Raw genomic sequence first — 23,695 nt, 5'->3', positions numbered from 1 at the left:
CAAACATGGCCTCCGCCCTTACCGACAAACTTTCGCGCCTCGTCAAGCAGATGAGCGGCCAGGCGCGCATCACCGAGTCCAACGTGGCCGACATGCTGCGCGAGGTCCGCATGGCGCTGCTCGAGGCCGACGTGGCCCTGCCGGTGGTGCGTGACTTCATCGCCCGCGTCAAGGAAAAGGCCCTGGGCCAGGACGTGCTGGGCTCGCTCAAGCCCGGCCAGGCCCTGGTGGGCATCGTCAACCGCGAGCTGGCCGCCACCATGGGCGAAGGCATTGCCGACATCAACCTGGCCACCCAGCCTCCGGCCGTCATCCTGATGGCGGGCCTGCAGGGGGCGGGCAAGACCACCACCACCGCCAAGCTGGCCAAGCACCTGATTGAAAAGCGCAAGAAGAAGGTGCTGACCGTGTCGGGCGACGTCTACCGCCCGGCCGCCATCGAGCAGCTCAAGACCGTCACGGCCCAGGCCGGTGCCGAGTGGTTTCCCAGCAGCCCGGATCAAAAGCCCCTGGACATCGCCTACGCGGCCCTCGACTACGCCAAGAAGCACTACTTTGACGTGCTGTTGGTCGACACCGCCGGCCGCCTGGCCATCGACGAGGTGCTGATGCGCGAGATCCAGGACCTGCATGCCGCCCTCAAGCCGGTCGAAACCCTGTTTGTGGTCGATGCCATGCAGGGCCAGGACGCGGTCAACACCGCCAAGGCCTTCAAGGAGGCCCTGCCGCTCACCGGCATCGTGCTGACCAAGCTCGACGGCGACTCGCGCGGTGGTGCGGCCCTGTCGGTGCGCCAGATCACCGGGGCGCCGATCAAGTTTGCCGGCGTGTCCGAAAAAATCGATGGCCTGGAGGTGTTCGATGCCGAGCGCCACGCCGGTCGCATCCTGGGCATGGGCGACATCGTGGCCCTGGTCGAGCAGGTCACCGCCGGGGTCGACCTGGAGGCGGCCCAGAAGCTGGCCGCCAAGGTCAAGAGCGGCGACGGCTTCGACCTGAACGACTTCCTGTCCCAGATCCAGCAGATGAAGCAGATGGGGGGGCTGTCCAGCCTCATGGACAAGCTGCCGGCCCAGCTCACCGCCAAGGCCGGCCAGATGGACATGGACAAGGCCGAGCGCGACATCCGCCGCAAGGAAGGCATCATCTGCAGCATGACCGCGCTGGAGCGCCGCAAGCCCGAGCTGATCAAGGCCACGCGCAAGCGCCGCATCGCCAACGGGGCTGGCGTTCAGGTGCAGGAAGTGAACCGCCTGCTCAACGAGTTCGAGCAGATGCAGACCATGATGAAGAAGATGAAGGGCGGCGGCCTCATGAAGATGATGAAGCGCATGGGCGGCATGAAGGGCATGAAAGGCATGCCCGGCATGCCGTTCTGAACGCCCTGCGCAGGCGCCCGCTCAGCGCCTGCATGCCTGGGGTCAGGCGCTTTCGCGCACCAGCACCTCACCGCGCAGCGAGTGCGGCAGGGCCTGGGTGATCTTCACGTCGATCATCTGGCCGATCAGGCGCTGCGGGTTCGGGCCGGCCGGGAAGTTCACCGCCCGGTTGCATTCGGTGCGGCCCATCAGCTCAGGGTTCTCGGTGCTCGACTTGCGTGACGGGCCTTCCACCAGGATGCGCTGCACCGTGCCGAAGCGGGTGTCGCTGATGCGCTTCATGTTGTCTTCGATGGCGGCCTGCACCTGCTGCAGGCGCTTGAGCTTGACCTCGTGCGGGGTGTCGTCGGGCAGGTTGGCCGCCGGCGTGCCCGGACGGGGGCTGAAGATGAAGCTGAACGAGTTGTCAAAGCCCACGTCGTCGATCAGCTTCATCATCTTGCTGAAGTCTTCATCGGTCTCGCCCGGAAAGCCCACGATGAAATCGCTGCTCATGGCCATGTCGGGGCGGATGGCGCGCAGCTTGCGCACCGTGCTCTTGTATTCCATGGCGGTGTAGCCCCGCTTCATGGCCATCAGGATGCGGTCGCTGCCGTGCTGCACCGGCAGGTGCAGGTGGCTGACCAGCTTGGGTACCTTGTCATACACATCGATCAGGCGCTGGGTGAATTCGTTGGGGTGGCTGGTGGTGTAGCGGATGCGCTCGATGCCGGGGATGTCAGCGATGTACTCGATCAGCAGCGCAAAGTCGGCGATCTCGGCGGTGTCGCCCATGGGGCCGCGGTAGGCGTTCACGTTCTGGCCCAGCAGGGTGACTTCGCGCACGCCCTGATCGGCCAGGCCCGCCACCTCCACCAGCACGTCCTCGAAGGGGCGGCTCATCTCTTCACCGCGGGTGTAGGGCACCACGCAGTAGCTGCAGTACTTGCTGCAGCCTTCCATGATCGAGACAAAGGCCGAGGCGCCCTCGACGCGGGCCGGCGGCAGGTGGTCGAACTTCTCGATCTCGGGAAAGCTGATGTCCACCTGGGGCCGCTCCAGGCGCGCGCGGGCCTTCAGCATCTCGGGCAGGCGGTGCAGGGTCTGCGGGCCGAACACCACATCCACATAGGGCGCGCGCTTGATGATCTCGGCGCCTTCCTGGCTGGCCACACAGCCGCCCACGCCGATCAGCACGCCCTTTTTCTTCAGGTGCTGCACCCGGCCCAGGTCCGAGAACACCTTCTCCTGGGCCTTTTCACGCACCGAGCAGGTGTTGAACAGGATCAGGTCGGCCTCGTCCACGTTCTGGGTGGGCTCGTAGCCCTGGGCGGCGTTCAGCACGTCGGCCATCTTGTCCGAGTCGTACTCGTTCATCTGGCAGCCAAAGGTTTTGATGAAGACTTTTTTGCTCATGGCAGTTCTCGTTCGTGGGGGAGGGCGGCAGGCCGTCGTGTTTCGGCGGGCCCCAAAAAAGGGAGCACAGGTGCGCTCAGTGGCTTGTCAGCGCGTCAGGACACGCTTATTTGACCGGGACCGTGACGACGATGTTGGTGGTCGGCGCGGCCGAGGCCCGCTTGAGGGCCGCCTCTTCGGCGGTCAGGATCCACACCTCGTGCACCAGCTGGTGCGTGTCGCGGGTGTAGTTCACCGTCAGGCTCTGGTTGACCAGCGAGCCCGACAGCACCATCAGGTTGTTGGCATCGCGGATGCGTGCGCCCGGCGAGAGCCGGGTCTGCACCCCGTCCATGGTCACGATCGGGGGCTGGGTCACCACCAAGGTGCCGCGCAGCGCAGAGGCCGGAAACTCGCGCACCTCAGCATGGGCCGACATGGCCATCAGACTGGCCAGCACAGCCCAGCGGGGGGCTGAATGTAAAAAAATGTTCAGGCAGCGGTTCATGGTGTATATCCAGAGGCTGTGAGGCATGGCATCAGAAGGCCTGAGCCACGGGCAGGGGATGCCGGGCCGCAGGGGCAGCCCGTCCGGGCGCGATTGTGCCAGAGCCCGGGCGACACTGAAAAATACACCGCCTTCAGCGGCGTTGCCTTTTGGGACGCGCCCATGTGGGTAAGCTATCGGGTGGCACCGGCGCGGTGGCGCATGCCTTGCAAGGATTGAGAAAAATGATTGATGGATTGATTTGTGGCCGACTGCATGGTGCACCCGAGTCGCGCATCGACCGGCACAACCAGCCTTTTGCGGTGGCGCGGGTGCGGGCCTCTGCCAGCGAAGGCGAGAACCTGTTTGTGAACGTGATCGCCTTTGACACCGAGGTGGTGGACGGCCTGCTGGCCCTGGGCGATGGCGATTCGGTGGCCCTGTCGGGCAGCCTGACGCCGCGGGTCTGGACCGACAAGCAAGGCAATCACCGACCCTCTCTCGACATGGTGGCCCATCAGGTGGTGACGGCCTACCACGTGCAGCGTCGCCGAGCCCTGGCTGCGGGCCAGGACGACGCGTTGTTTCCCGACCACGCCGAGCGCTGACATCCCCATGCGCGTTGGCACCCATCCCCCCGCACGAGGCCATTGCCATGGCTCATGAGTCGCGGCTCGATGGCGAACTGCGCCAGTTGCTGGCCGACTGCCGTGTGGCCGCCCTGGGCACCTGCACCGACTCGGGCGACCCCTTTGTCTCCATGGTGCCTTTTGCCCTGGCCGCCGACGGGCCCTGGGGGGTGCTGCACGTGAGCGCGCTGGCCGCCCACACGCGCCATCTGCAGGCCCGCAGCGCGGTCTCCTTGCTGATCACGCAGCCCGAGGTGGCGGGTGAGCCCGTGCACGATCTGCAGCGCCTCACGCTGCAGGCCGAGGCCCAGGTGCTGCAGCCTGAGGGCCCCGATCACGCCGACTGGCAGTTGTGCCGCTCGGCCTACCTGAGCCGCTTTCCCGAGGCGGCGCCGATGACCGGGCTGGGCGATTTCCGCTTTGTGCGCCTCAAGCCCACGCGGGGCCGCCACATCGCCGGCTTTGGTGCGGCGCGCACGCTGGAGGCCGAGCAACTGCTGCCGCTGCTGCGCCCGCTGGGCAGCAGCTACGAGGCCGATGCCGGCCTGCGCCGCCTGCAGGCCTTGTTGCAGACCCTGCCCACGCCCCGCCCGCCTAGGCTGATCAGCCTGTTGCAACTGGGGTCGCAGCGCTGCCAGGTGCTGGTGGGGGATGGCGAGCAGGCGCCGCTGACGCTTGAATGGCCCCTGGGCACGCTCAGCCTGGCCGAGCGCCTGTGGCGGCATGAGCCGCCCCGGCCTGCCGAGCTCGAAGCCGCCATTGCCGAGGTCGAGGACGAGCTGATGCGCCTGGTGCCGCGCCTGCCGGTGGGCACGGCCTTGCACGGTGCCGACCCCCTGCTGCGTCAGATCGTCGAGCAGGCAGGCGGCGGCAACACCTTGAGCCTGGATGCGCTCGAACGCCTGTTCAACCGCGTCTGCGCGGTGTCCGAAGGACGGCCTGCCGCCACGGAGGGGCTGCCCGAAGGCCCCGCTTTTGCCGCCGGGGTGCTGATCCTGCGGGAGTTCATGCACCACCTGTCTTTCGACGCCCTCACGCTGGCCTGAGCGGCTGTTGCGCCACAAAGGCCTGCACGGCGGCGATCAGCGCCTCGGGTTGGTCGCGGTGGGGCGAATGGCCGCAGCCGGGCAACTCCAGCAACTGCGTGTGCGGGGCCTGGCGCGCGATGCCCCGGATCTGCTCCAGCGTGCCGTATTCGTCGTCCAGCCCTTGCACGGCCAGCACCGGGCAGCGGATGTGGGCGAGTTCGGCCGTGATGTTCCAGTCACGGAAGGCCGGATCCAGCCAGATGCGGTTCCAGCCCCAGAAGGCCGAGTCCGGGTCGTCGTGGTAGCGGGCCAGGCCCGCCCGCAGTGGGCCACTTTCGTAGGCCTGGCGGGCCACTTCGATGCTGCGCACCGAGAGGTCTTCCACCAGGATGTGGGGCGCCAGCACGATGGCGCCACTCAACGAGGCGCAGGCGCTGGCCGCATGCAGCAAGGTGATCGAGCCCCCGTCGCTGTGACCGAACAGCCACAGCGGCGGTGCCTCAGGGCCGCTCAGGCCCAGGGCCTGCAGCAGGGCCGGCAGCAGTTCATGGGCCTGCCGGTGCATGAAATCGGGGCTCCAGGTTTCGGCGGTCGGGCGCGGCGTCGAGCGCCCGTATCCCGGGCGCGAGTACACCAGGCCACGCCAGCCCAGGGCCTGGCACAGGCGCTGCGGAAAATCCTTCCACATGGCCACCGAGCCCAGGCCCTCGTGCAGGAACACCATCACCGGGGCGGTGGCCCGCTCGGGGTGGATCCAGGCGATCTCGATCTCGACCGGGCGCCCGTTCCAGGCCAGGGACACGTGCTGCACGCTCATGGGCGCGAGGCTTCCAGTTCGCGCAGCTTGAAGCGCTGGATCTTGCCGGTGGCCGTCTTGGGCAACTCCTCCACGAACTCGATCTGGCGCGGGTACTTGTAAGGGGCCAGGCGCTCCTTCACGAAGGCCTTGAGCAGCTCTTCGCTGCAGCTCTGGCCCGGCTTGAGCACCACAAAGGCCTTGGTCTTGGTCAGGCCCTCGGCGTCGGCCACGCCGATCACCGCGGCCTCCAGCACCGCCGGGTGCTGCACCAGGGTGGCCTCGACCTCGAAGGGCGACACATAGATGCCGCTGACCTTGAGCATGTCGTCGCTGCGCCCGGCATAGGTGTAGGTGCCGTCGGCGTTGTGCAGGTATTTGTCGCCGCTCTTGGTCCAGCCGCCCTGGAAGGTGTCGCGCGTCTTTTCGCGGTTGTTCCAGTACATCAGGGCCGACGAGGGGCCGCGCACATACAGGTCGCCCGGCTCGCCATCGGCCACTGGCAGACCGTCTTCGCCGCGCAGCTCGATGTCGTAGCCCGGCACCGGGGTGCCGGTGGTGCCATAGCGCACGGCGCCCACCCGGTTGGACAGGTAGATGTGCAGCATCTCGGTGGAGCCGATGCCGTCGATGATCTCCACCCCGAAATGACGCGTGAAGCGTTCGCCGATGTCTGCCGGCAGGGCCTCGCCCGCCGACGAGCACAGGCGCAGGGCCACTTGATCACGTGACGGCAGCCTGGGCGAACTCAGCATGCCGGCGAAACCGGTCGGGGCACCGAAGAACACCGTGGGGCGCTGCTCGGTCCAGCGCTGGAAGGTGGCGTCCGGCGTGGGCCGCTCGGCCATCAGCACCGTGGTGGCGCCCACGCTGAGCGGGAAGCTCAGCGCATTGCCCAGCCCGTAGGCAAAGAACAGCTTGGCTGCAGAGAAGCAGATGTCGTCTTCGCGCAGGCCCAGGATCGGGGCGCCATACAACTCGGCCGTCCAATAGGGGTTGCCTTGCAGGTGCACCGTGCCCTTGGGGCGCCCGGTGGAGCCCGAGGAGTACAGCCAGAAGCCCGGGTCGTCGGGGCCGGTGGCCGCGGGTGCGGCATGGGCCTCGCCCTGGGCCAGAAAGGCTTCGAAGTCGACCACGCCCTCGGCCAGGGGGGCGGTGGGGCGCGAGGCGATGACGCGCCGCACCTCGTGCTCGCCCCGGGTCATGGCCGATTGCAGCACCGGCAGCAGGGCGGCCGACACCAGCACGGCGCTGGCGCGGCTGTGCTCCAGCATGTAGGCGTAGTCGTCGGCCGTCAGCAAGGTGTTCACCGCCACCGGCACGATGCCGGCGTGCATGGCCCCCAGAAAGGCCACCGGCCAGTCGTTGCAGTCGTGCATCAGCAGCAGCACGCGCTCTTCACGGCGCACGCCGCTGGCCAGCAGGGCCGAGCCCAGACGGCGGATGCGCTGCGCCAACTCACCGTAGCTCAGCGTGCCCTGGTCATCGATGTAGGCCGTCTTGCTGCCGCGCCCGGCATTGCGCTCGATCAGGTGCTGGGCGAAGTTGAAGCTGGGGCCCGGCGGGGCCACGTTGGCGATCGGGGCGGTGGGGGTGTTCATGTCGGTCTCCTGTCTGTTGTGTCGGGTGTCACAGCCCTTGCAGCACGCGGGTCGAGGCCTGCAGGGCGCTGCGCCGGTGGTAGAAGCCCAGGGCGCGCAGGCCGCCCAGTTCTTCGCCGCCGCCGGCGCGCCCGGGGCCGCCATGCAGCGATTGGGGCATCACGTTGCCGTGCCCGGTGTGCAGGCTGCCCACCTCGGGCGAGATCACATGCACACGGCCATGGCTGTCGGCCAGTTCCAGCGCTGCCGTTTGCAGCGCCTGGGCGTCGTTGCCATAGACCGAAGCCACCAGCGAACCTTCGCCACGGCGCACCAGACTGAGGGCGTGGTTCAGGTCGCGGTAGGGCAGCAGGGTGGCCACCGGGCCGAAGACCTCGGTGTCATGGAACACATCCACCTCCGCATCGCGGCTGCCCAGCAGGGTCGGGCCCAGGCAGCAGGCCACGGCCGGGTCGGCATCGACCAGCGCGTGGCTGGCGCCGTCGTGCAGGGTGCTGGCCTGTTGCTGCAGCCGGGCCAGCCCGGCCTGCACGGCGCTGAACTGGGCGCGGCTGACCAGGGCCCCCATGCGCACCGCCTCGTTGCGCGGGTTGCCCACGGTGGTGCGGGCCAGGCGCGCGCTGATGGCCTGGGCGGCGGCCTCGTAGTGTTCCTGGGGCACGAAGACCCGGCGGATGGCGGTGCACTTCTGGCCCGACTTGACCGTCATCTCGCGCGCCACCTCCTTGGCCAGCAGCTCGAAGGCCTCGCTGCCGGCGCTTTCACCGGGCAGCAGCAGGGCCGAGTTGACGCTGTCGGCCTCGATGTTGCAACGCACCGAGCGCCGCGCCACGGCGGGGTGCGAGCGGATCAGCTCGGCCGTGTCGGCCGAGCCGGTGAAGCTGAGCAGGTCAAACGGCGTGAGCGCATCCAGCAGACCGGCCGAGCTGCCGCACACCACCGACAGTGAACCGGGTGGGAAGATGCCTGCGTTCACCACGTCCTGCACCATGCGCTGGGTCAGCCAGGCGGTAGCGGTGCCGGGCTTCACCACCACCGGCACACCCGACAGCAGGGCCGGGGCGGCTTTCTCCCACAAGCCCCAACTGGGGAAGTTGAAGGCATTGATGAACAGTGCCACGCCGCGTGCCGGGCTCAGCACGTGCTGGCTCTGGAACAGCGGGTCTTTGCCCAGGCGGATGGCCTCGCCATCGAGCAGATGGCGCCGGTCTCCCAGGCTCTCGCCCAGTCGGGCGTAGTGGCCGAGGGTGAAGATGCCGCCGTCGATGTCGACGGCCGAATCGTTCTTGACCGTGCCGCTGTTGGCGGTGGCGATCTCGTAGTACGTGTCGCGATTCGCCTGCAGCACCTTCACGGCCGCCCCGAGCAGGGCGGCGCGTTGCGCATAGCCCAGCGCACGCAGGGCGGGGCCGGCGTGCTCGCGGGCGAAGGCCAGGCCGGCGCGCAGGTCCAGCCCGGTGGCCTCCACGCGCACGAGCTCGGTGCCCAGCACCGGGTCGAACAAGGCGGTGCCGGCGCCACGGCCGGCGATCCATTGGCCACCCAGGTGGTTGTGCAGCAGTTCGGGGGTGCTCATCAGGCGGCTTCTTTCGTGCGGGTGAATTCGATGCGGCCTTCGGGCAGCAGGTACAGCACCAGGGCGCGGCCAGCGCTCACGGTGGGGCGGTGGGCGCTGCCCGGGGGGTAGACCAGCCAGCCGGCGGGGCGGCCGTCAAACCGGGCCTCGCCTTCCAGGGGCATGATCAGGTCGATCTCACCGAGCGGGTGGCTGTGGTGCGGACCGGCAATGTCGTGCATGTCGACCACGTCGACCGAGAAGCCGTGCAGGTCCTCGGCCGGCTTGAAGACCCGGCCGTAGCGGATGCCGCCGCCCTCGCGCTCGCACAGCCAGCCCTGTTCCACGCCGGTCAGGCAGAGTTGCTTCAAGGTCTGGAAGGTGGGGCTGTCGGCCCCATGCTCGGCGTTGAGCCAGGTGTCCAGGGCGCTGTCCAGGGGGCGCCCGGCCAAGTGAGCCGTGATGTCGGCGCTGAGTTGGGCCAGGGTTTGACGGAACGCGTTTTGTGCCACAGTCGGGCCTCCGTTTGACATGCAGGCTTGCACAGGCAAGTCTGGTGAAGTATTGTGCATGTCGTGAAGGCTAATGCTCGCCCTGTGTGGCGTCAAGCACTATAGTTCATAAATTAGGGTTTACCCATATCATCAAGATGCAAGATTCCATCACCCCGGTGGCACCGGTTGCGGCGGGTGCCGAGGCTGCCGGCGAAGAACGCCATGGCTCGCTGGTGGCCCTGGGCGAGCGCGTGCGCAGCCTGCGCGCACGCCGCGGCATGACGCGCAAGGCTGTGGCGTTGGCGGCCGATGTGTCCGAGCGCCACCTGGCCAACCTGGAGTACGGCACCGGCAATGCTTCTTTTCTGGTGTTGCAGCAGGTGGCCGGTGCGCTGCAATGCTCCATGGCCGAATTGATTGGTGACATCACCGCCTCATCGCCCGAGTGGCTGCTGATCCGTGAGTTGCTCGAGCACCGCGACGAGGCCACGCTGCGCCGCGTGCGCGTGGCCATCGGCGATCTGCTGGGCAACGGCAGTGTCAGCGGCCACACGCCGGGCGCGGCCTGGCCGCGGGTGGCATTGGTGGGCCTGCGGGGCGCGGGCAAATCCACCCTGGGCCAGATGCTGGCCGACGACCTTGAATACCCTTTTGTCGAGTTGAGCCGCGAGATCGAGAAGTTTGCCGGCTGCAGCATCTCCGAGATCCAGGGCCTGTATGGCATGAACGCCTACCGCCGCTATGAGCGCCGGGCCCTCGAAGAGGCCATCCAGATCTACCCCGAAGTGGTGATCGCCACCCCGGGTGGCCTGGTGTCCGATGCGGCCACCTTCAACCTGTTGCTGTCGCACTGCACCACGGTGTGGCTGCAGGCCGAACCCGAAGACCACATGCAGCGCGTGGCCGAGCAGGGCGACCTGCGGCCCATGGCGGCCAGTGCCGAGGCCATGAACGACCTGCGCCAGATCCTGGCGGGGCGCTCGGCCTTTTATTCCAAGGCCGATCTGCGTTTGAACACCAGCTCGCAGCCCTTGCAGGACACCTTCAAGCTCTTGCGCACCCAGGTCCGGGAGGCCTTGAAGTTGCCCGTGTGATGGGGCGGTGAATGGGGGGTGAATGGGGGGTGAATGGGTAGGTGATCCGCTGATAGGAAATTTACTGCATCTTGCTTGACGCACTTTAATGCATGTACTAACATGCAGTCAGTTTCGCAAGAATGCACTATCTTTCCACCGACGGAGACACACCATGAGCACCGCGCCCCGCGTCGATTACCAGACCCACCCCAGCCAGTACAAACACTGGAAGCTGAGTTTTGACGGCGCCATCGCCACCCTGACCGCCGACTTCGACGAAAACGGTGGCCTGGCCCCCGGCTACAAGCTCAAGCTCAACAGCTACGACCTGGGCGTGGACATCGAGCTCAACGATGCCATCAACCGCATCCGCTTCGAGCACCCCGAGGTGCGCACCGTGGTGGTCACCAGCGCGAAAGAGAAGGTGTTCTGCTCGGGCGCCAACATCTTCATGCTGGGCGTGTCCAGCCACGGCTGGAAGGTGAACTTCTGCAAGTTCACCAACGAAACCCGCAACGGCCTGGAAGACTCCTCCAAGCACAGTGGCCTGAAGTTCCTGGCTGCCGTGAACGGCGCCTGCGCCGGCGGCGGCTACGAGCTGGCCCTGGCCTGCGACGAGATCATCCTGGTGGACGACCGCTCCAGCGCCGTCAGCCTGCCCGAAGTGCCCCTGCTGGGCGTGCTGCCCGGCACCGGCGGCCTGACCCGCGTCACCGACAAGCGCCATGTGCGCCACGACCTGGCCGACATCTTCTGCACCACCACCGAAGGCGTGCGCGGCCAGAAGGCCAAGGACTGGCGCCTGGTCGACGACATCGCCAAGCCCGCCGTGTTTGCCCAGAAGGTGCGCGAGCGCGCTGAACAACTGGCCGCGCAGAGCGACCGCCCGGCCGATGGCCGGGGCGTGGCGCTGGTGGCCCTGCAGCGCCGGGTCGAGGCCGACGCCCTGCATTACGACCACGTCAGCGTGACCATCGACCGCGCCAAGCGCACCGCCACTTTCGTGGTCAAGGCCCCCACCGGTGCCCAGCCTGCCGATCTGGCCGGCATCGAGGCCGCGGGCGCGGCCTGGTACCCGCTGGCCCTGGCGCGCCAGCTGGAAGACGCCATCCTGTCCATGCGCACCAATGAGCTGGACATCGGCACCTGGCTGATCACCACCCAGGGCGATGCCGCCGCCGTGCTGGCCATGGACGCGGTCTTGAGCGCCCACGCCAGCCATTGGCTGGTGCGCGAGACCATTGGCCTGCTGCGTCGCACCTTCAGCCGCCTGGATGTGTCCAGCCGCAGCCTGTTTGCCCTGATCGAGCCCGGCTCGTGCTTTGCCGGCAGTTTTCTGGAACTGGCCCTGGCCTGCGACCGCAGCTACCACCTGGCCCTGCCCGACGACGAAGACCAGGCGCCCAAGATCACCGTGGGCGAGGCCAACTTCGGCCTGTACCCCATGGTCACCGGCCAGAGCCGCCTGGGCCGCCGCTTCTATGACGAAGCCGCCCCGATGGAGGCCGTGCGCGCCGCCGCCGGCCGCGCCCTGGATGCCGACGCCGCCTTCGCCCTGGGGCTGGTCACCAGCAACCCCGACGACATCGACTGGGCCGATGAGGTGCGCATCGCCATCGAAGAGCGCGTGGCCATGTCGCCCGACGCCCTGACCGGCATGGAAGCCAATCTGCGCTTCAACGGCCCCGAGAACATGTTCACCCGCATCTTCGGCCGCCTCACCGCCTGGCAGAACTGGATCTTCCAGCGCCCCAACGCGGTGGGCGAATACGGCGCGCTCAAGGTCTACGGCAAAGGCAACAAGGCCGCCTTCGACTGGAATCGGGTTTGAGGGGATGTCTGCTTGCAGCCACACCCCTCAAACCGTGTGAGTTTTTTTGGATGACTGATTGACTGACTGACCACTTACCTGGAGACAAGCATGTCCACGATCGACTACAGCGAAAAGATCCCCAACAACGTCAACCTGGCCGAAGACCGCACCCTGAAGCGGGCGCTGGAGCAGTGGCAGCCCAACTACCTGGACTGGTGGAACGACATGGGCCCGGACGGCAGCCATGGTTTTGATGTGTACCTGCGCACCGCGGTCAGCGTCGATCCGCAAGGCTGGGCGCAGTTCGGCCACGTGAAGATGCCCGACTACCGCTGGGGCATCTTCCTCAACCCGGCCGAGCAAGACCGCAAGATCCATTTCGGCGACCACAAGGGCGAGAACGCCTGGCAGGACGTGCCTGGCGAGTACCGCGCCAACCTGCGCCGCATCATCGTCACCCAGGGTGACACCGAGCCGGCCTCGGTCGAGCAGCAGCGTCACCTGGGCCTCACCGCGCCCAGCCAGTACGACCTGCGCAACCTGTTCCAGGTCAACGTCGAAGAAGGCCGCCACCTGTGGGCCATGGTCTACCTGCTGCACAAGTACTTCGGCCGCGACGGCCGTGAGGAAGGCGAGGCCCTGCTGGAGCGCCGCAGCGGCCAGCAGGACAACCCCCGCATCCTGCAGGCCTTCAACGAGCCCACGCCCGACTGGCTGAGCTTCTTCATGTTCACCTACTTCACCGACCGCGACGGCAAGTTCCAGCTGTGCGCCCTGGCCGAGTCGAGCTTCGACCCGCTGGCCCGCACCACCAAGTTCATGCTGACCGAAGAGGCCCACCACATGTTCGTGGGCGAGTCGGGCGTGAGCCGCGTGATCCAGCGCACCTGCCAGGTCATGAACGAGCTCAAGACCGACGACCCGGCCAAGCTGCGCGCCGCCGGCGTGATCGATCTGCCCACCCTGCAGCGCTACCTGAACTTCCACTTCAGCGTGACCATCGACCTGTTCGGTGCCGACGAGTCGAGCAATGCCGCCACCTTCTACAGCACCGGCCTCAAGGGCCGCTTCGAGGAAGGCAAGCGCACCGACGACCACCAGCTGCGTGGTCAGAGCTACAAGGTTCTGAACGTGCAGAACGGCCAGCTCGTCGAGAAGGAAGTGCCGATGCTCAACGCGCTCAACGAAGTGCTGCGCGACGACTACATCAAGGACTCGATCGGCGGTGTGGAGCGTTGGAACAAGGTGATCGAGAAGAACGGCATCCCGTTCCGCCTGACCGTGCCGCACAAGGCCTTCCACCGCAACATCGGCTCCCTGGCGGGCGTGAAGGTGTCGCCCGATGGCCGCGTGGTGTCCGAAGCCGAATGGCAAGCCAAGAAGAACGATTGGCTGCCCAGTGCCGAAGACCGTGCTTTTGTGGCCAGCCTGATGGGCCGTGTCACCGACACCGGCAAGTTTGCCAACTGGATCGCCCCGCCGGTCATGGGCATCAACCGCCAGCCCGTGGACTTTGAATACGTCCGCTTCAACTGAGCCCACCCTGACCCTGAGGGATTGTGAAAAAGGGGGCTTGTCAGCCCCCTTTTTCGCACCCAGTATCCTGATCCTCCCCACGCCCACAACAAGTCGAGACAGCCATGGACATGAGCGAACCCCAAGTCATCCGGCAGCATCTGATCGACCCCGAGATCTGCATCCGCTGCAACACCTGCGAGGCCACCTGCCCGGTGGCGGCCATCACCCACGATTCGCGCAATTACGTGGTCGACGCCGACAAGTGCAATCTGTGCATGGCCTGTGTGCCGCCTTGCCCCACGGGGTCGATTGACAACTGGCGCAACATGCCGCGCTCGCTGGCCTACACGGTCGAAGCCCAGCTGGGCTGGGACGAGCTGCCCGATGAACTCAGTGCCGAACAACTGGCCGCCGCCGGTGCCGCGGCCGTGCCGACTGAAGGCCCCGCCGTCAGCACCGCGCCTGCCGGGCCGGCCGGACAGGGTGAGGGCGAACGCTTCAACAGCGCCCAATATGGCGCCACCCTGCCGCCCTGGTCGGCCGCCCATGCCTACACCAACCTCTATGGCCCCAAGGCGCCCGAGAAGTTCATCACCGCCACCGTGGCCGGCAATGTGCGGGTCACCGAGGTGGGCACCGACTACGACACCCACCACGTGGTGCTCGATTTCGGTCACCTGCCGTTCCCGGTGCTCGAGGGCCAGTCGATCGGCATCATCCCGCCGGGCACCGACGCCCAGGGCCGACCGCACCATGCCCGCCAGTACTCGATTGCCAGCCCGCGCAATGGCGAGCGGCCGGGTTACAACAACCTCTCGCTGACCATCAAGCGCGTGCTTGAAGACCACCAGGGTCAGCCGGTGCGGGGCGTGGCCAGCAACTACATGTGCGATCTGCAGGTGGGTGACAAGGTGCAGGTGATCGGGCCGTTTGGCGCCAGCTTCCTGATGCCCAACCACCCGCGCTCCAACATCGTCATGATCTGCACCGGCACCGGCAGCGCCCCCATGCGCGCCATGACCGAGTGGCGGCGTCGGCTGCGCCAGTCAGGCAAGTTCGAAGGTGGCAAGCTGATGCTGTTCTTTGGCGCACGCACGCCCGAAGAGCTGCCGTACTTCGGCCCACTGCAGAACCTGCCCAAGGACTTCATCGACATCAACTTCGCCTTTTCACGCCAGCCCGGCGCGCCCAAGCGCTATGTGCAGGACCTGATCCGTGAGCGTGCCGCCGACCTGGGGCCCCTGCTGGCCGACTCCGACACCTGCTTCTTCGTCTGCGGCCTCAAGGCCATGGAGGAGGGTGTGGTGCTGGCCTTGCGCGATGTGGCCCAGCAGGCCGGCCTGAGCTGGGACAGCGTGGGCCCGGCCCTGCGCCAGGGGGGGCGCCTGCACCTCGAAACCTACTGAACGCCGGCGGGAGGGGGCGGCAGCCCCTTCACTGGCAGGTCACGCGGTCGCGCCCGCCCTTCTTGGAGGCATACAGCGCGGCATCGGCACGGGCAATCAGCGAGTGCGCATCGTCACCCTGGCGCAGGGCGGCGATGCCGCTCGAGATGGTGACGGTCAGCACCACCTCTTGCGTCGATCGATTGCGCAGCTTCATCGCCTTGGTGCGGGCTCGGATGGTTTCGGCGATCTGGGTGGCCTCGGCACGGCTGGTGTTGGGCAGCACGATGGCAAATTCTTCGCCGCCATAGCGGGCCACGGCATGGCTGGGCCGGGTCACCGAGGTGCGCAGGATCTCGCCCAGGCCCTGGATCACGCGGTCGCCCATCAGGTGGCCATGGGTGTCGTTCACCCGCTTGAAGTGGTCGATGTCCAGCATCACCAGGCAGTGGCTCTCGCCGGAGTCGGGCGCCTGGCTCAGCAGGGCCTGCAGGCGCTGGTCAAAGCCCTTGCGGTTGAGCAGGCCGGTCAGCGGGTCCAGCATGGCCTCTTCGCGGGTGCGTTCCAGGTCTTGGCGCAGGCGCTTGATTTCATCCTGGCTCTGATTCACCCGCATTTGCAGCGTGTCGACCGCCGCCTTCATTTCCAGGGTGCCTTCCAGGGCGCGGGCCACCTGGGTGCTCAGCGGGCTGTCGTCGGTGGCGGTCAGCGCTTCGTTCAATTCCGTCAGTTGTTGCCCGAAGGTGCCGGCCTGTTGACCCGTGGCGGCGGCCGAGTCCGACATGCTGCGCATCAGGCGTTGCATTTCATTGGCGATCAACTCCATCTGCTCGGTGTCGGCCGGCGTGATGTGCTCGCGGTACAGGCGCAGCATCATCTCGTCGTCCATGGCCAGGCCCTTGCTCAGGCACTGGCTCATGTCGGCGTTCAGCTTGGGGTTGATGCCTGCGGCATGCTCGTACCACACCGTGAAGGTGATCGGGTTGAACGCGGCTGTGTGGTGGCCCATGTTGGCCAGTGTCAGTCGCAGCAACTCGGCGCTGCGGGCCTTGGATTCTGTGTATCGCATGGATGCCCGCAGGCCTGGAGGGAAGGTGGGATCTGTGCTGATTGTGACTTAAAAGTAACGTTATTGTAAATTTCTGGCGATTGTCCGACCGCCCTGGCCGCTGGGCTCAACCCCGAGGCTGCAGCGCCTGCTGCATCTGCCTCAGATGGCGGTTCAACTCCTGGCCCTGCAGCAGTTCGGGCAAGGGGGCCAGGGCCGGCAAGGACAGGGCCTGGCGCACCGGGAAGAGATCCACCCGGGCTTCGTCCGCCCAATCGAGTGCGGCCGGTTCTGCCAGCTCGCCGAACATCATCTGCTCTGCGATGCGGGCGCTCAGGTAGGCCACGGCCAGCCGGCCTTCGGCGCGTGGGCTCAAGGCGGGGGGCTGCGGGCAGAGCAGGGCGTCGATGGCGCCGGTTTCGTCGATCAGGGCCTTGGGCAACTGCCAGGCCTGCATCAGCAGGCAGCCCACCTCGCAAGCCCCCAGGCCGACTTGCTGCTGTTCGAGCCGGGTGCGCTCCAGCAGATCCAGGGGCGCCATGGCCAGCAGCTTGTCCGTGGGCAGCACCGAGGCCAATGAAAGCCGTCCCAGAAAGGACAGCACCACCTGGGTGGCCAGGGCGCCAGGGTCCGTCAGGTGGCAGCCCTGGGCCAGGCGCAGGCACAGCTCGCTGGCCAGGCTGCTGGCGCCCCACACCTGATCGAAGTAGCGCCGCAGGCCGCTGTCGCCGCTCTGGAAGCTGTCTTCCAGCATGTAGTGCAGGCACAGGCCGCGCACGGTGTTCAGACCCAGGTAGGTGATGGCTGGGCCCAGGCTCACCACCGGGGCCTGCAAGGCATACAGCGGCGAGTTGACCGTGGCCAGCACCTTGGCCGTGACCTGGGGTTCGCCCTGCAGCAGCTCGGCCAGATCGGCCGAGCTGGCCTGGGCCAGAAAATCGGGTGAGACCAACTGGTGCAGCGCCCGCGAAGGCTGGGCCACCCGCTGCAGGGCGGCCGTGATGGCGGCCTGGCGCTGCGTTGACAACTGATCACGCCCCAGGCGCTGGAACGAGGCCAGGGCGCTGGGTGGCGACAGCAGGGTGCGGGCGGGCGCGGGGCGGGGCGCTGAGGGGGCGGCCGGCGCAGCCGCGGCCTGGGCCGGGCGGGCGGTCGATGGGGGGGATGGCGTGCGCGCCGATGGCCGCTTGCGTCGGCTCAACAGCAAGGCGATGAACAGCAGCAGAAACAGGCCGGCGGCCGAAACAATGAGCGCGGTCAAGAGAGACTCTTTCTGGGATGGGCCTGCGCAGCGTGCTCAGTGATGTTCGCCCTGGCACCAAAGAACGCAAAAACGCGGATCTTTTACCTTTCAAGGGCATGAACGGCAAACTTTTGCACTTGGATCGGGCGCGATCCCTGTTACAACTGGTGACGATACCTGTTTATGAGCCATGGCGACTGAAAACCCGCGAGAAATTGCCAATACCAAGGCGCTGGTCATTGACGGCAACACCACGTCGCGTTCGATCCTGGTGCGCCAGTTGCGTGATTTCGGGGTCGGCGAAGTGGTCCAGTGCAGCCGCATCCAGGATGCGCGCAACCGGCTGGAGCACACGGTGTTCGACTTCGTGCTGTGCGAGCAGTTCTTTGCCGAGCACCACTATTCTGGCCAGACCCTGCTGGACGATCTGCGCCGGGCCCATCTGCTGCCGTTTTCCACCGTGTTCTTCATGGTCACGGCCGAGGCCTCTTACGCCGCCGTGTCCGAGGCGGCCGAGTCGGCCCTCGACGGCTACCTGCTCAAGCCTTTCACACCGTCCATGCTGTTCGAGCGGCTGAACCTGGCGCGTCTGCGCAAGCGCCACCTGCTGCCGATCTTTGATGCCCTGGAGCATGGCCGGGTCGACGAGGCGGCCAACCTGTGCCGGCAGCGCTTCGAGACCCAGGGGCCCTACTGGCTGTATGCGGCGCGCATCGGGGCTGAGTTGTTGCTGCGCCAGGGCCGCCCGAAAGAAGCCGAGACCCTGTACCGGGCTGTGCTGGCGCTGCGCCCGGCGCCCTGGGCCGAACTGGGGGTGGCGCGGGCCCAGATCGAGGCCGGGCAGTCGACCAAGGCGGTGACCAGCCTGCAGGAGCTGATCGAGCGCGACACCGGTTTTGCCGACGCCTACGACGTGCTGGGCCGGGCCCAGGTCGAAATGGCCGATTTCGGCGGCGCCATGGACAGCTTCCGGCGCGCCAGCGACCTCACGCCCGAGTCGGTGGCACGTCTGCAGAAGACCGGCATGATGGCCTACTACGTCGGTGACCTGGCCAATGCCAAGCTGCCCCTGACCCGCGCCGGCATCCTGGGTGTGAACTCCAAGCTCTTCGACTACCAGTCTCTGGTGTTGCTGGCCTTCTGCCACCTCAACGAGCGCGACCGGCGTGGCCTGGACCGCTGCGTGGCCGACCTGGCGCGCTTTGCCGAACGCCATGCGGGCAGTGCCCGGGTGCGCCGCTTCCGCGACATGGTGCACATCCTGGGCCATCTGCTGCACCGCCGCGACGACGAGGTGCTGGCGGGGCTGCGTGCGATGGCGGCCGAACTGCACGACGCCGACTTCGACTTCGAAGCCGCCTGCAATGTCTGCAATCTGCTGTCGGTGCTGGCCGAGCGCGAACTGCGCGTGAACGAGGCCGAGGGCTGGGTGCGGCAGGTGGGTTTGCGCTTTGCCAACACCCGGGGCCTGGCCGAGCTGATCGCCAATGCCTGCGTGCGCCACACCCCCTATGCCGATCTGGTGCGCGACTGCCTGCAGCAGATCAACGCCATGGCCGAAGCCGCCATGGGCCGCAGCCTGGGCGGCGATGTCGAGGGCGCGGTGGCTCAGTTGCTGGAGGATGGCGGCCGCACGCAGAACACCAAGCTGGTCGACCTGGCGCACCAGATCGTGTCGCGCAACCAGACCCGGTTGGGGCAGGCTGGCGAGCTGCAAAGCCAGATCGATGCCTTGCGCCTGCGCTGCGGCGTGGGCCCGGCCCGGGCCATGCTGGGGCAGGAAGGCGAGCGCTCGGCGGGCGGCGTGGTGTTGCGCATCCGCGATCGCGAGGCGGCCAAGGCCCAGCTCAAGACGGGCCCGGGCGGCCAGGCGGGCACCAGCCGCAAGCCCGGCGCCCCTGCGGTGCCGGCCCGGTCAGATGCGCTGGCGGATTCCCTGCGTCTGCACCCCCAGTGAGGCGCCTTGGCAGCGCCGGGATGGGGGCGACCGGCCCTCAGTCGACCGAGGCGCGTGAGGCGCTGGGGCGGCCCAGCAGGTGGCTGCGCAGTGTCGGGTCCGAGGCCTTGTCGCCCAGCCAGATGGCCAGCAAGGTGTTGTAGAAGCCCACGTCGTGCCCGGGCAGGGGGGTGACGTTCTGGTTGTAGCTCATGCTCATGCCCTGACCGGGCTGCCAGTCCAGCGTCAGGCTGTCGCCCTTTTTCAGCACCGGGGCCTGGCTGGTGATGATGCGGCCCAGGTGCAGCACCTTCTGTGCGGCGCGCGCGTCGGGGTCTTCGCCGCGCGGCCCGAAGTGGTTCATCACGGCGTCGTTGAAGTCACTGCTGCTGAGCTCGCGCAGCGCGGTGATCACCATGCGGCGCGGCTCGTCGTTGCCCATCACCTCCTGGGCTGAAAAGCGGCGCTCGGGCAGGTACAGGCCCACGGCATAGACCTTGAACAGGAAGCGGTAGCCCACACCGGCCCCGTTGAGCCGCAGCGGCTTGCCCGCCACCACGATCTGGTCGTCGAAATGCACCCCGGCCACATCGAGTGCCAGGGCCGGGCCCGCGGGCCCCAGGCTGGCCAGGCCCAAGGCCAGGCCCAATCGGATGAAGTGTTGTTTCATACCCTTTCCTTTCTTGCGTTGGCGGGCCGCGGAGCCGGGCCTGCCGTGGTTACCAGACCGACAGGCTGTTGGTGAGCACCCGTTGCAGCCAGTTGCGCGAGGCCGCTTCGGAGACGTCACCCTGGCCGGCCACTTCGAGGCGGGCGTTGGCCACATCGGCCGAGGCCACCACGTTGCCCGAGGCCAGGTCCTTGGGGTCGACCACGCCCGAGAAGCGCAGGGTGCGCACCCCACCATTGAGGGCCACGCTGCGCTCGCCGGCCACCACCAGATTGCCGTTGGGCAACACGTTGATCACGGTGGCCGTCAGCTGGCCGGTGAAGCTGCTCACGTCGGTGGTCTTGCCGTTGCCCTTGTACGAGTCGCTGCCCGAGGCGCTGGCGTCCAGGTTCAACAGCGAGCGGATGATGCCGCTGCCCACGCCCTTGACGCCGGGGCCCTTGGTGCTCATCGAGTTGCTGCGGCTGTTGTCGGTGGTCAGCACATTGCTGGCGTTGATGCTTTCCGAAATGTCGACCTTGAGCGTGTCACCCACCGCGCGTGGTTTGCGCCGGTCGGTGAACAGCGAGGCGGTCGTCATGCCGGGCTGGAACAGCGAGCCGGTGTTGGCCCGTTCGATGTTCAGGGGCGCGGCCAGCGGGGTGGCTGTCAGCGGGCCGGGCACGGTGCTGACCGGGGTGGGGGTGCTGCAAGCTCCGAGCAGGGCGGCTGTCGCGCACAGGATCAGCAGGCGCTGCGAGGACGAGAGTGAGAGTTGAGGCATGGAAGCTCCTTGGCCGCGCTGGGCCGTCATTCGAAACCGGTGACCAGGGCCGTCACCACGGGGCCCAGCTTGTCGCGGGTCGAGGCCCACTTGCTGGAGTTGAAGCCGCCGCCATCAAAGCGGTAGTTGCTGGTCGACAGCACCTGGCCCCGGTCGTTGTGCAGGGTCAGCGAGATGTTGTTGACGTACGGCCGCAACTCGTCGTTGTAGGGCTGGGTGCCCCAGTCCATGTAGGCCGTGTAGCGCAGCCACACCGGGCAATGCTGGTTCCAGGCATTGGCCTGGTAGACCCGGCTCTCGATCGCGTGCTTGCGCAGCTCCAGCTGCAACGCAGGCACCACATCGGCCACGGGCGCGGTGGGGTTGTATTCGATGCACACCGTCTTGACCGTGCTGTGCAGGTGATAGACCGTGTCGCTGGCCTTGCCGGAGCTCGACTGAACGGCCACGCTGGTCACGTTGGCCGTGCCCTTGGCCAGTTCCAGCAAGGGGACCGGGCTGAGGATGGAGCAGCCCCCCAGAGCCGCCGCCAGGCCCAGCGTGCCCAGTCGGGCCAGGGTCCGTGTCAGGCGGGCGTTGCGGCGCAGTGCGGGGGGACGGTGATGTGCCAGTCTTGCCTTCATGATGAGTCTCCTGCGTGAGGGGGTCAGGCCGTGGTGTCGAGCAAGCTCTTGGTGCCCAGGGCGCCGAGGGTCACGTAGGCCGCAATGCTGCTGGCCGTGTCGCTGATGCTGCTGCCCACCGAGCTGGCTGCATCGCCCACGCTGCTGGCCGCGCTGCTCACGGCGTCGGTGACGGTGCTGGTGGCGCTGCTCAGGGCATCGGTGACGGCGCTGGTGACTTCGCTGGCCGTGTTGCTGACCGAGCTGCCCAGGTCTTCTACCGCCTGCAGGCCCTCGCTGGCCGCATCGCTGACGGTGTTCACCACGCTTTCGACGCCGTTGCTGACGGCGGTGGCGGCGTCGCTGAAGCTGGCGCTGACCGAATCCGCGCTCCCGCTGATGGAGTCGCTGAGCGCCTGCAGGCTCTCGGCGCTGAAGTTGTAGACCGCGCTGGCGGCCTCGGAAGCCCCATCGACCAGGCCAATGGCACTGGCGACGACCGGCCCGTAGGCCCTGTTGTTGATCTCGTAGGGGCTCAGCCCGGCCGCATAGGACGCGCTGCTGGTGTTGATGGTGCTCACGGGTTTTCTCCAGAGAGTTGGGGTGTCTGAATCGTAGGTTTCAGACCCGGAAACTGGCGTTTGATAAACCCGCTGGATTTGCTTCAATTCCGACTGAAAATGCATGTATCAAAATACAAACAAACATTTTCTCGGTACATATTTAAATTATTAAATTTATATTTACAGAGTCGATACGTGGTGTCTTCAATATCTTTACCAAACGGGGTGTGCACGGTGACTTCCGACGCTGCGCTGCGAGGCGCCTGGCGCGACGGGCTGGCACGGCTGGCCCATGTCAGGGTTTATGTAAGCGCGTTGATATAAAACCGCCCTTGTATCGGGGCGGCATTTTTGAGAATCGCCAATGCCCGGTCATGACCGACCAGGCAGGGTTTCGCCGGCACACATGGGCCGGTTTGAATATCAGTGGATTTGAATATCTGCGCGGTCGCCGGCGGCAACATCCAGCGGGTTGCCCCAAACGACAAAACGCCCCGCGGCGCAAGCCGGCGGGGCGTTTTGGCGAAATGAAAGGGCCATCAGGCCCCCTTCTTGATCCGGCAGACTTAAAACGAAGAGGTCAGCCCGCCGCCGGGCCGCCCCAAGGCGGGCTGGGCCCCCTTTGGGGGGCAGGGAGTGACACGAAGTGCGCGACCGTGGGGGCCATATTCAATGCACCATGAGCGCGCCGCTGGCCTTGCTCTTGCCGGCGCGTGCCGGGGGGTTGCACAGGCCGCACAGGAAGTGGCGTGCGTTCTCGTAGGGCTCGGTGACGAACTTGCCGCTGCAGCGCGAGCAGCTGGTCATGGTGAGCATGTCGGCGTCGACGAACTTGACCAGGCGCCAGGCGCGGGTGAAAGACAGCAGGGGCTCGATCTCGGCGGCCTGGACCTGCTCGTTGTACAGGCGCCAGGCCTTGGTGAGCAGGTCGATGCTGTCCATGTCGGCGGCCTTGGACAGGTACTCGTAGATGTTCAGGAAGAGCGAGGAGTGGATGTTCTCCTGCCAGGTGAGGAACCAGTCGGTGGAGAAGGGCAACTGGCCCTTGGAGGGGGACTTGCCGGCGATCTCTTTGTACAGGCGGATGAGGCGCTCGTAGGAGAGGGTGGTTTCGGACTCGAGGACCTGCATGCGGGCGCCCATGCGGATGAGCATGGCGGCGCGCTCGATCTGGCGCGACTCATTGAGCACGCTCTTGGCGGGGGCCTTGGCGGCGGCGGCGGGAGCGGCGGTGCTGGGCTCGACGGCGGTGGCGGTGGCGATAGAGGTGCTCATGAGGGTCTCCAGGGTCAAGGTCAGAAGCTGCAGGGCTGCTTACAGGATTTCTGCGAGGCGGCCGGCCATGAGGATGTTGGCGTGCAGCTTGTTGGTGGCTTCGTTGCCGACCTTTTGCTGGGTGTTGTGGTTGGTGAGCAGGCTCCAGACGAGTTCGTCGTCGACGCGGAAGCGTGCCAGCAAGGTGTTGCGCGAGGCGAGCTTCATGACCTGGGAGGGGGAGAGTGCGGAGAGGATGTCGGCGGACTCTTCGTTGAGGCCGAGGCGGAAGATGGCTTCGGCCTTGTCCAGGCGGATGAGGGACTGGGCCAGCATCAGGTAGGTGAGGTTGGCTTCGCGGATCTCGGCAAGCATTTGTTCGCTGGTCATGGTCAAACTCCTTCTGAGGCGCCTCGCCCGGGGGCATGAAGCAATGTCGATCTGTTGAAATGGATTGTGAATACCCCCCAATCAAAAATTA

Annotated in this window: 22 protein-coding genes; 8 read left to right on the top strand and 14 right to left on the bottom strand. The window is 66.8% G+C overall.

The annotated features are described in order from the left end of the window. The first annotated feature begins 5 nt into the window (after positions 1–5). A complete protein-coding gene (ffh, locus tag L880_RS0126975; protein WP_027478241.1) occupies positions 6–1,379 on the top strand; it encodes a signal recognition particle protein in 1,374 nt (457 codons plus the stop codon). A gap of 42 nt (positions 1,380–1,421) precedes the next feature. Here the strand turns inward: ffh and miaB are convergent, their stop codons facing one another. Together miaB and L880_RS33755 are read right to left on the bottom strand one after the other, a co-directional pair. After that, positions 1,422–2,774 carry a tRNA (N6-isopentenyl adenosine(37)-C2)-methylthiotransferase MiaB gene (gene miaB / locus L880_RS0126970; RefSeq protein WP_027478240.1) on the bottom strand — a complete coding sequence of 451 codons (1,353 nt, stop codon included), beginning with the start codon at positions 2,772–2,774 and terminating at the stop codon, positions 1,422–1,424. Positions 2,775–2,880: 106 nt separating this feature from the next. Then, on the bottom strand, positions 2,881–3,261 hold the full coding sequence (locus L880_RS33755) for a hypothetical protein (RefSeq protein ID WP_245615391.1): 381 nt from the start codon (positions 3,259–3,261) through the stop codon (positions 2,881–2,883). 224 nt (positions 3,262–3,485) lie between these two features. Here L880_RS33755 and L880_RS0126960 point away from each other — a divergent pair, with 224 nt between their 5' ends. Then, positions 3,486–3,848, top strand: a complete 363-nt coding sequence (locus L880_RS0126960) for a single-stranded DNA-binding protein (RefSeq protein ID WP_027478239.1) — start codon at positions 3,486–3,488, stop codon at positions 3,846–3,848. A gap of 47 nt (positions 3,849–3,895) precedes the next feature. Continuing rightward, the gene (locus L880_RS35305; protein WP_084461712.1) at positions 3,896–4,915 is read left to right on the top strand and encodes a pyridoxamine 5'-phosphate oxidase family protein; all 1,020 of its coding nucleotides are present in this window, start codon (positions 3,896–3,898) and stop codon (positions 4,913–4,915) included. Here L880_RS35305 and L880_RS0126950 read toward each other — a convergent pair. From L880_RS0126950 to L880_RS0126935, 4 genes are read right to left on the bottom strand one after another with little or no spacing between them, the layout of a single operon-like run. Then, entirely contained in the window at positions 4,902–5,714 is an 813-nt protein-coding gene (locus tag L880_RS0126950) for an alpha/beta fold hydrolase (RefSeq protein ID WP_027478238.1), read from the bottom strand. The genes L880_RS35305 and L880_RS0126950 overlap by 14 nt on opposite strands. Next, complete coding sequence (locus L880_RS0126945) at positions 5,711–7,294, bottom strand: benzoate-CoA ligase family protein (protein WP_027478237.1); 1,584 nt, start codon at positions 7,292–7,294, stop codon at positions 5,711–5,713. The genes L880_RS0126950 and L880_RS0126945 overlap by 4 nt, the downstream gene beginning before the upstream one ends. A 28-nt stretch (positions 7,295–7,322) precedes the next feature. Continuing rightward, complete coding sequence (locus L880_RS0126940) at positions 7,323–8,870, bottom strand: 3,4-dehydroadipyl-CoA semialdehyde dehydrogenase (protein ID WP_027478236.1); 1,548 nt, start codon at positions 8,868–8,870, stop codon at positions 7,323–7,325. Then, positions 8,870–9,382: a DUF4863 family protein gene (locus L880_RS0126935; protein WP_245615390.1), complete on the bottom strand. Its 513-nt coding sequence runs from the start codon at positions 9,380–9,382 to the stop codon at positions 8,870–8,872. Before L880_RS0126935 ends, L880_RS0126940 begins: the two co-directional genes overlap by 1 nt. A gap of 116 nt (positions 9,383–9,498) precedes the next feature. On the opposite strand from L880_RS0126935, the gene L880_RS0126930 reads away from it, so the two are divergent. From L880_RS0126930 to boxA, 4 genes are all read left to right on the top strand, one after another. Continuing rightward, a complete protein-coding gene (locus tag L880_RS0126930; RefSeq protein WP_051443625.1) occupies positions 9,499–10,437 on the top strand; it encodes a helix-turn-helix transcriptional regulator in 939 nt (312 codons plus the stop codon). 154 nt (positions 10,438–10,591) lie between these two features. Beyond that, complete coding sequence (gene boxC / locus L880_RS0126925; protein ID WP_027478233.1) at positions 10,592–12,250, top strand: 2,3-epoxybenzoyl-CoA dihydrolase; 1,659 nt, start codon at positions 10,592–10,594, stop codon at positions 12,248–12,250. A gap of 90 nt (positions 12,251–12,340) precedes the next feature. Continuing rightward, positions 12,341–13,768 carry a benzoyl-CoA 2,3-epoxidase subunit BoxB gene (gene boxB / locus L880_RS0126920; protein ID WP_027478232.1) on the top strand — a complete coding sequence of 476 codons (1,428 nt, stop codon included), beginning with the start codon at positions 12,341–12,343 and terminating at the stop codon, positions 13,766–13,768. A gap of 104 nt (positions 13,769–13,872) precedes the next feature. Beyond that, positions 13,873–15,156 carry a benzoyl-CoA 2,3-epoxidase subunit BoxA gene (boxA, locus tag L880_RS0126915; RefSeq protein WP_027478231.1) on the top strand — a complete coding sequence of 428 codons (1,284 nt, stop codon included), beginning with the start codon at positions 13,873–13,875 and terminating at the stop codon, positions 15,154–15,156. A gap of 28 nt (positions 15,157–15,184) precedes the next feature. Here boxA and L880_RS0126910 read toward each other — a convergent pair whose 3' ends face one another. Then, entirely contained in the window at positions 15,185–16,204 is a 1,020-nt protein-coding gene (locus L880_RS0126910; protein ID WP_027478230.1) for a GGDEF domain-containing protein, read from the bottom strand. 106 nt (positions 16,205–16,310) lie between these two features. Next, complete coding sequence (locus L880_RS0126905; RefSeq protein ID WP_027478229.1) at positions 16,311–17,444, bottom strand: HDOD domain-containing protein; 1,134 nt, start codon at positions 17,442–17,444, stop codon at positions 16,311–16,313. 172 nt (positions 17,445–17,616) lie between these two features. On the opposite strand from L880_RS0126905, the gene L880_RS0126900 reads away from it, so the two are divergent. Beyond that, positions 17,617–19,383, top strand: a complete 1,767-nt coding sequence (locus L880_RS0126900) for a response regulator (protein ID WP_027478228.1) — start codon at positions 17,617–17,619, stop codon at positions 19,381–19,383. Positions 19,384–19,420: 37 nt separating this feature from the next. Here L880_RS0126900 and L880_RS0126895 read toward each other — a convergent pair whose 3' ends face one another. From L880_RS0126895 to flhD, 6 genes are all read right to left on the bottom strand, one after another. After that, positions 19,421–20,032 (bottom strand): chalcone isomerase family protein, encoded by a 612-nt coding sequence (locus L880_RS0126895; RefSeq protein WP_027478227.1) that lies wholly within the window; start codon positions 20,030–20,032, stop codon positions 19,421–19,423. 49 nt (positions 20,033–20,081) lie between these two features. After that, positions 20,082–20,795 carry a flagellar basal body L-ring protein FlgH gene (locus L880_RS0126890; protein ID WP_043330801.1) on the bottom strand — a complete coding sequence of 238 codons (714 nt, stop codon included), beginning with the start codon at positions 20,793–20,795 and terminating at the stop codon, positions 20,082–20,084. A 26-nt stretch (positions 20,796–20,821) separates the two neighbouring features. Continuing rightward, on the bottom strand, positions 20,822–21,418 hold the full coding sequence (locus L880_RS0126885; protein WP_019577079.1) for a hypothetical protein: 597 nt from the start codon (positions 21,416–21,418) through the stop codon (positions 20,822–20,824). A 23-nt stretch (positions 21,419–21,441) separates the two neighbouring features. Continuing rightward, entirely contained in the window at positions 21,442–21,978 is a 537-nt protein-coding gene (locus L880_RS0126880; protein WP_027478224.1) for a hypothetical protein, read from the bottom strand. A 651-nt stretch (positions 21,979–22,629) separates the two neighbouring features. Next, positions 22,630–23,235, bottom strand: coding sequence for a flagellar transcriptional regulator FlhC (gene flhC / locus L880_RS0126875; protein WP_084461696.1), 606 nt, complete (start codon positions 23,233–23,235; stop codon positions 22,630–22,632). A gap of 39 nt (positions 23,236–23,274) precedes the next feature. Then, positions 23,275–23,604, bottom strand: coding sequence for a flagellar transcriptional regulator FlhD (flhD, locus tag L880_RS0126870; protein WP_019574875.1), 330 nt, complete (start codon positions 23,602–23,604; stop codon positions 23,275–23,277). Between the last annotated feature and the right edge of the window lie 91 nt (positions 23,605–23,695).

The organism is Curvibacter gracilis ATCC BAA-807 (assembly GCF_000518645.1).
GTDB classification, from domain to species: Bacteria; Pseudomonadota; Gammaproteobacteria; order Burkholderiales; family Burkholderiaceae_C; genus Curvibacter; species Curvibacter gracilis.
The sequence above is the reverse complement of the archived record's forward strand: the minus strand, read 5'-3'. Positions and strand labels throughout refer to the sequence as shown.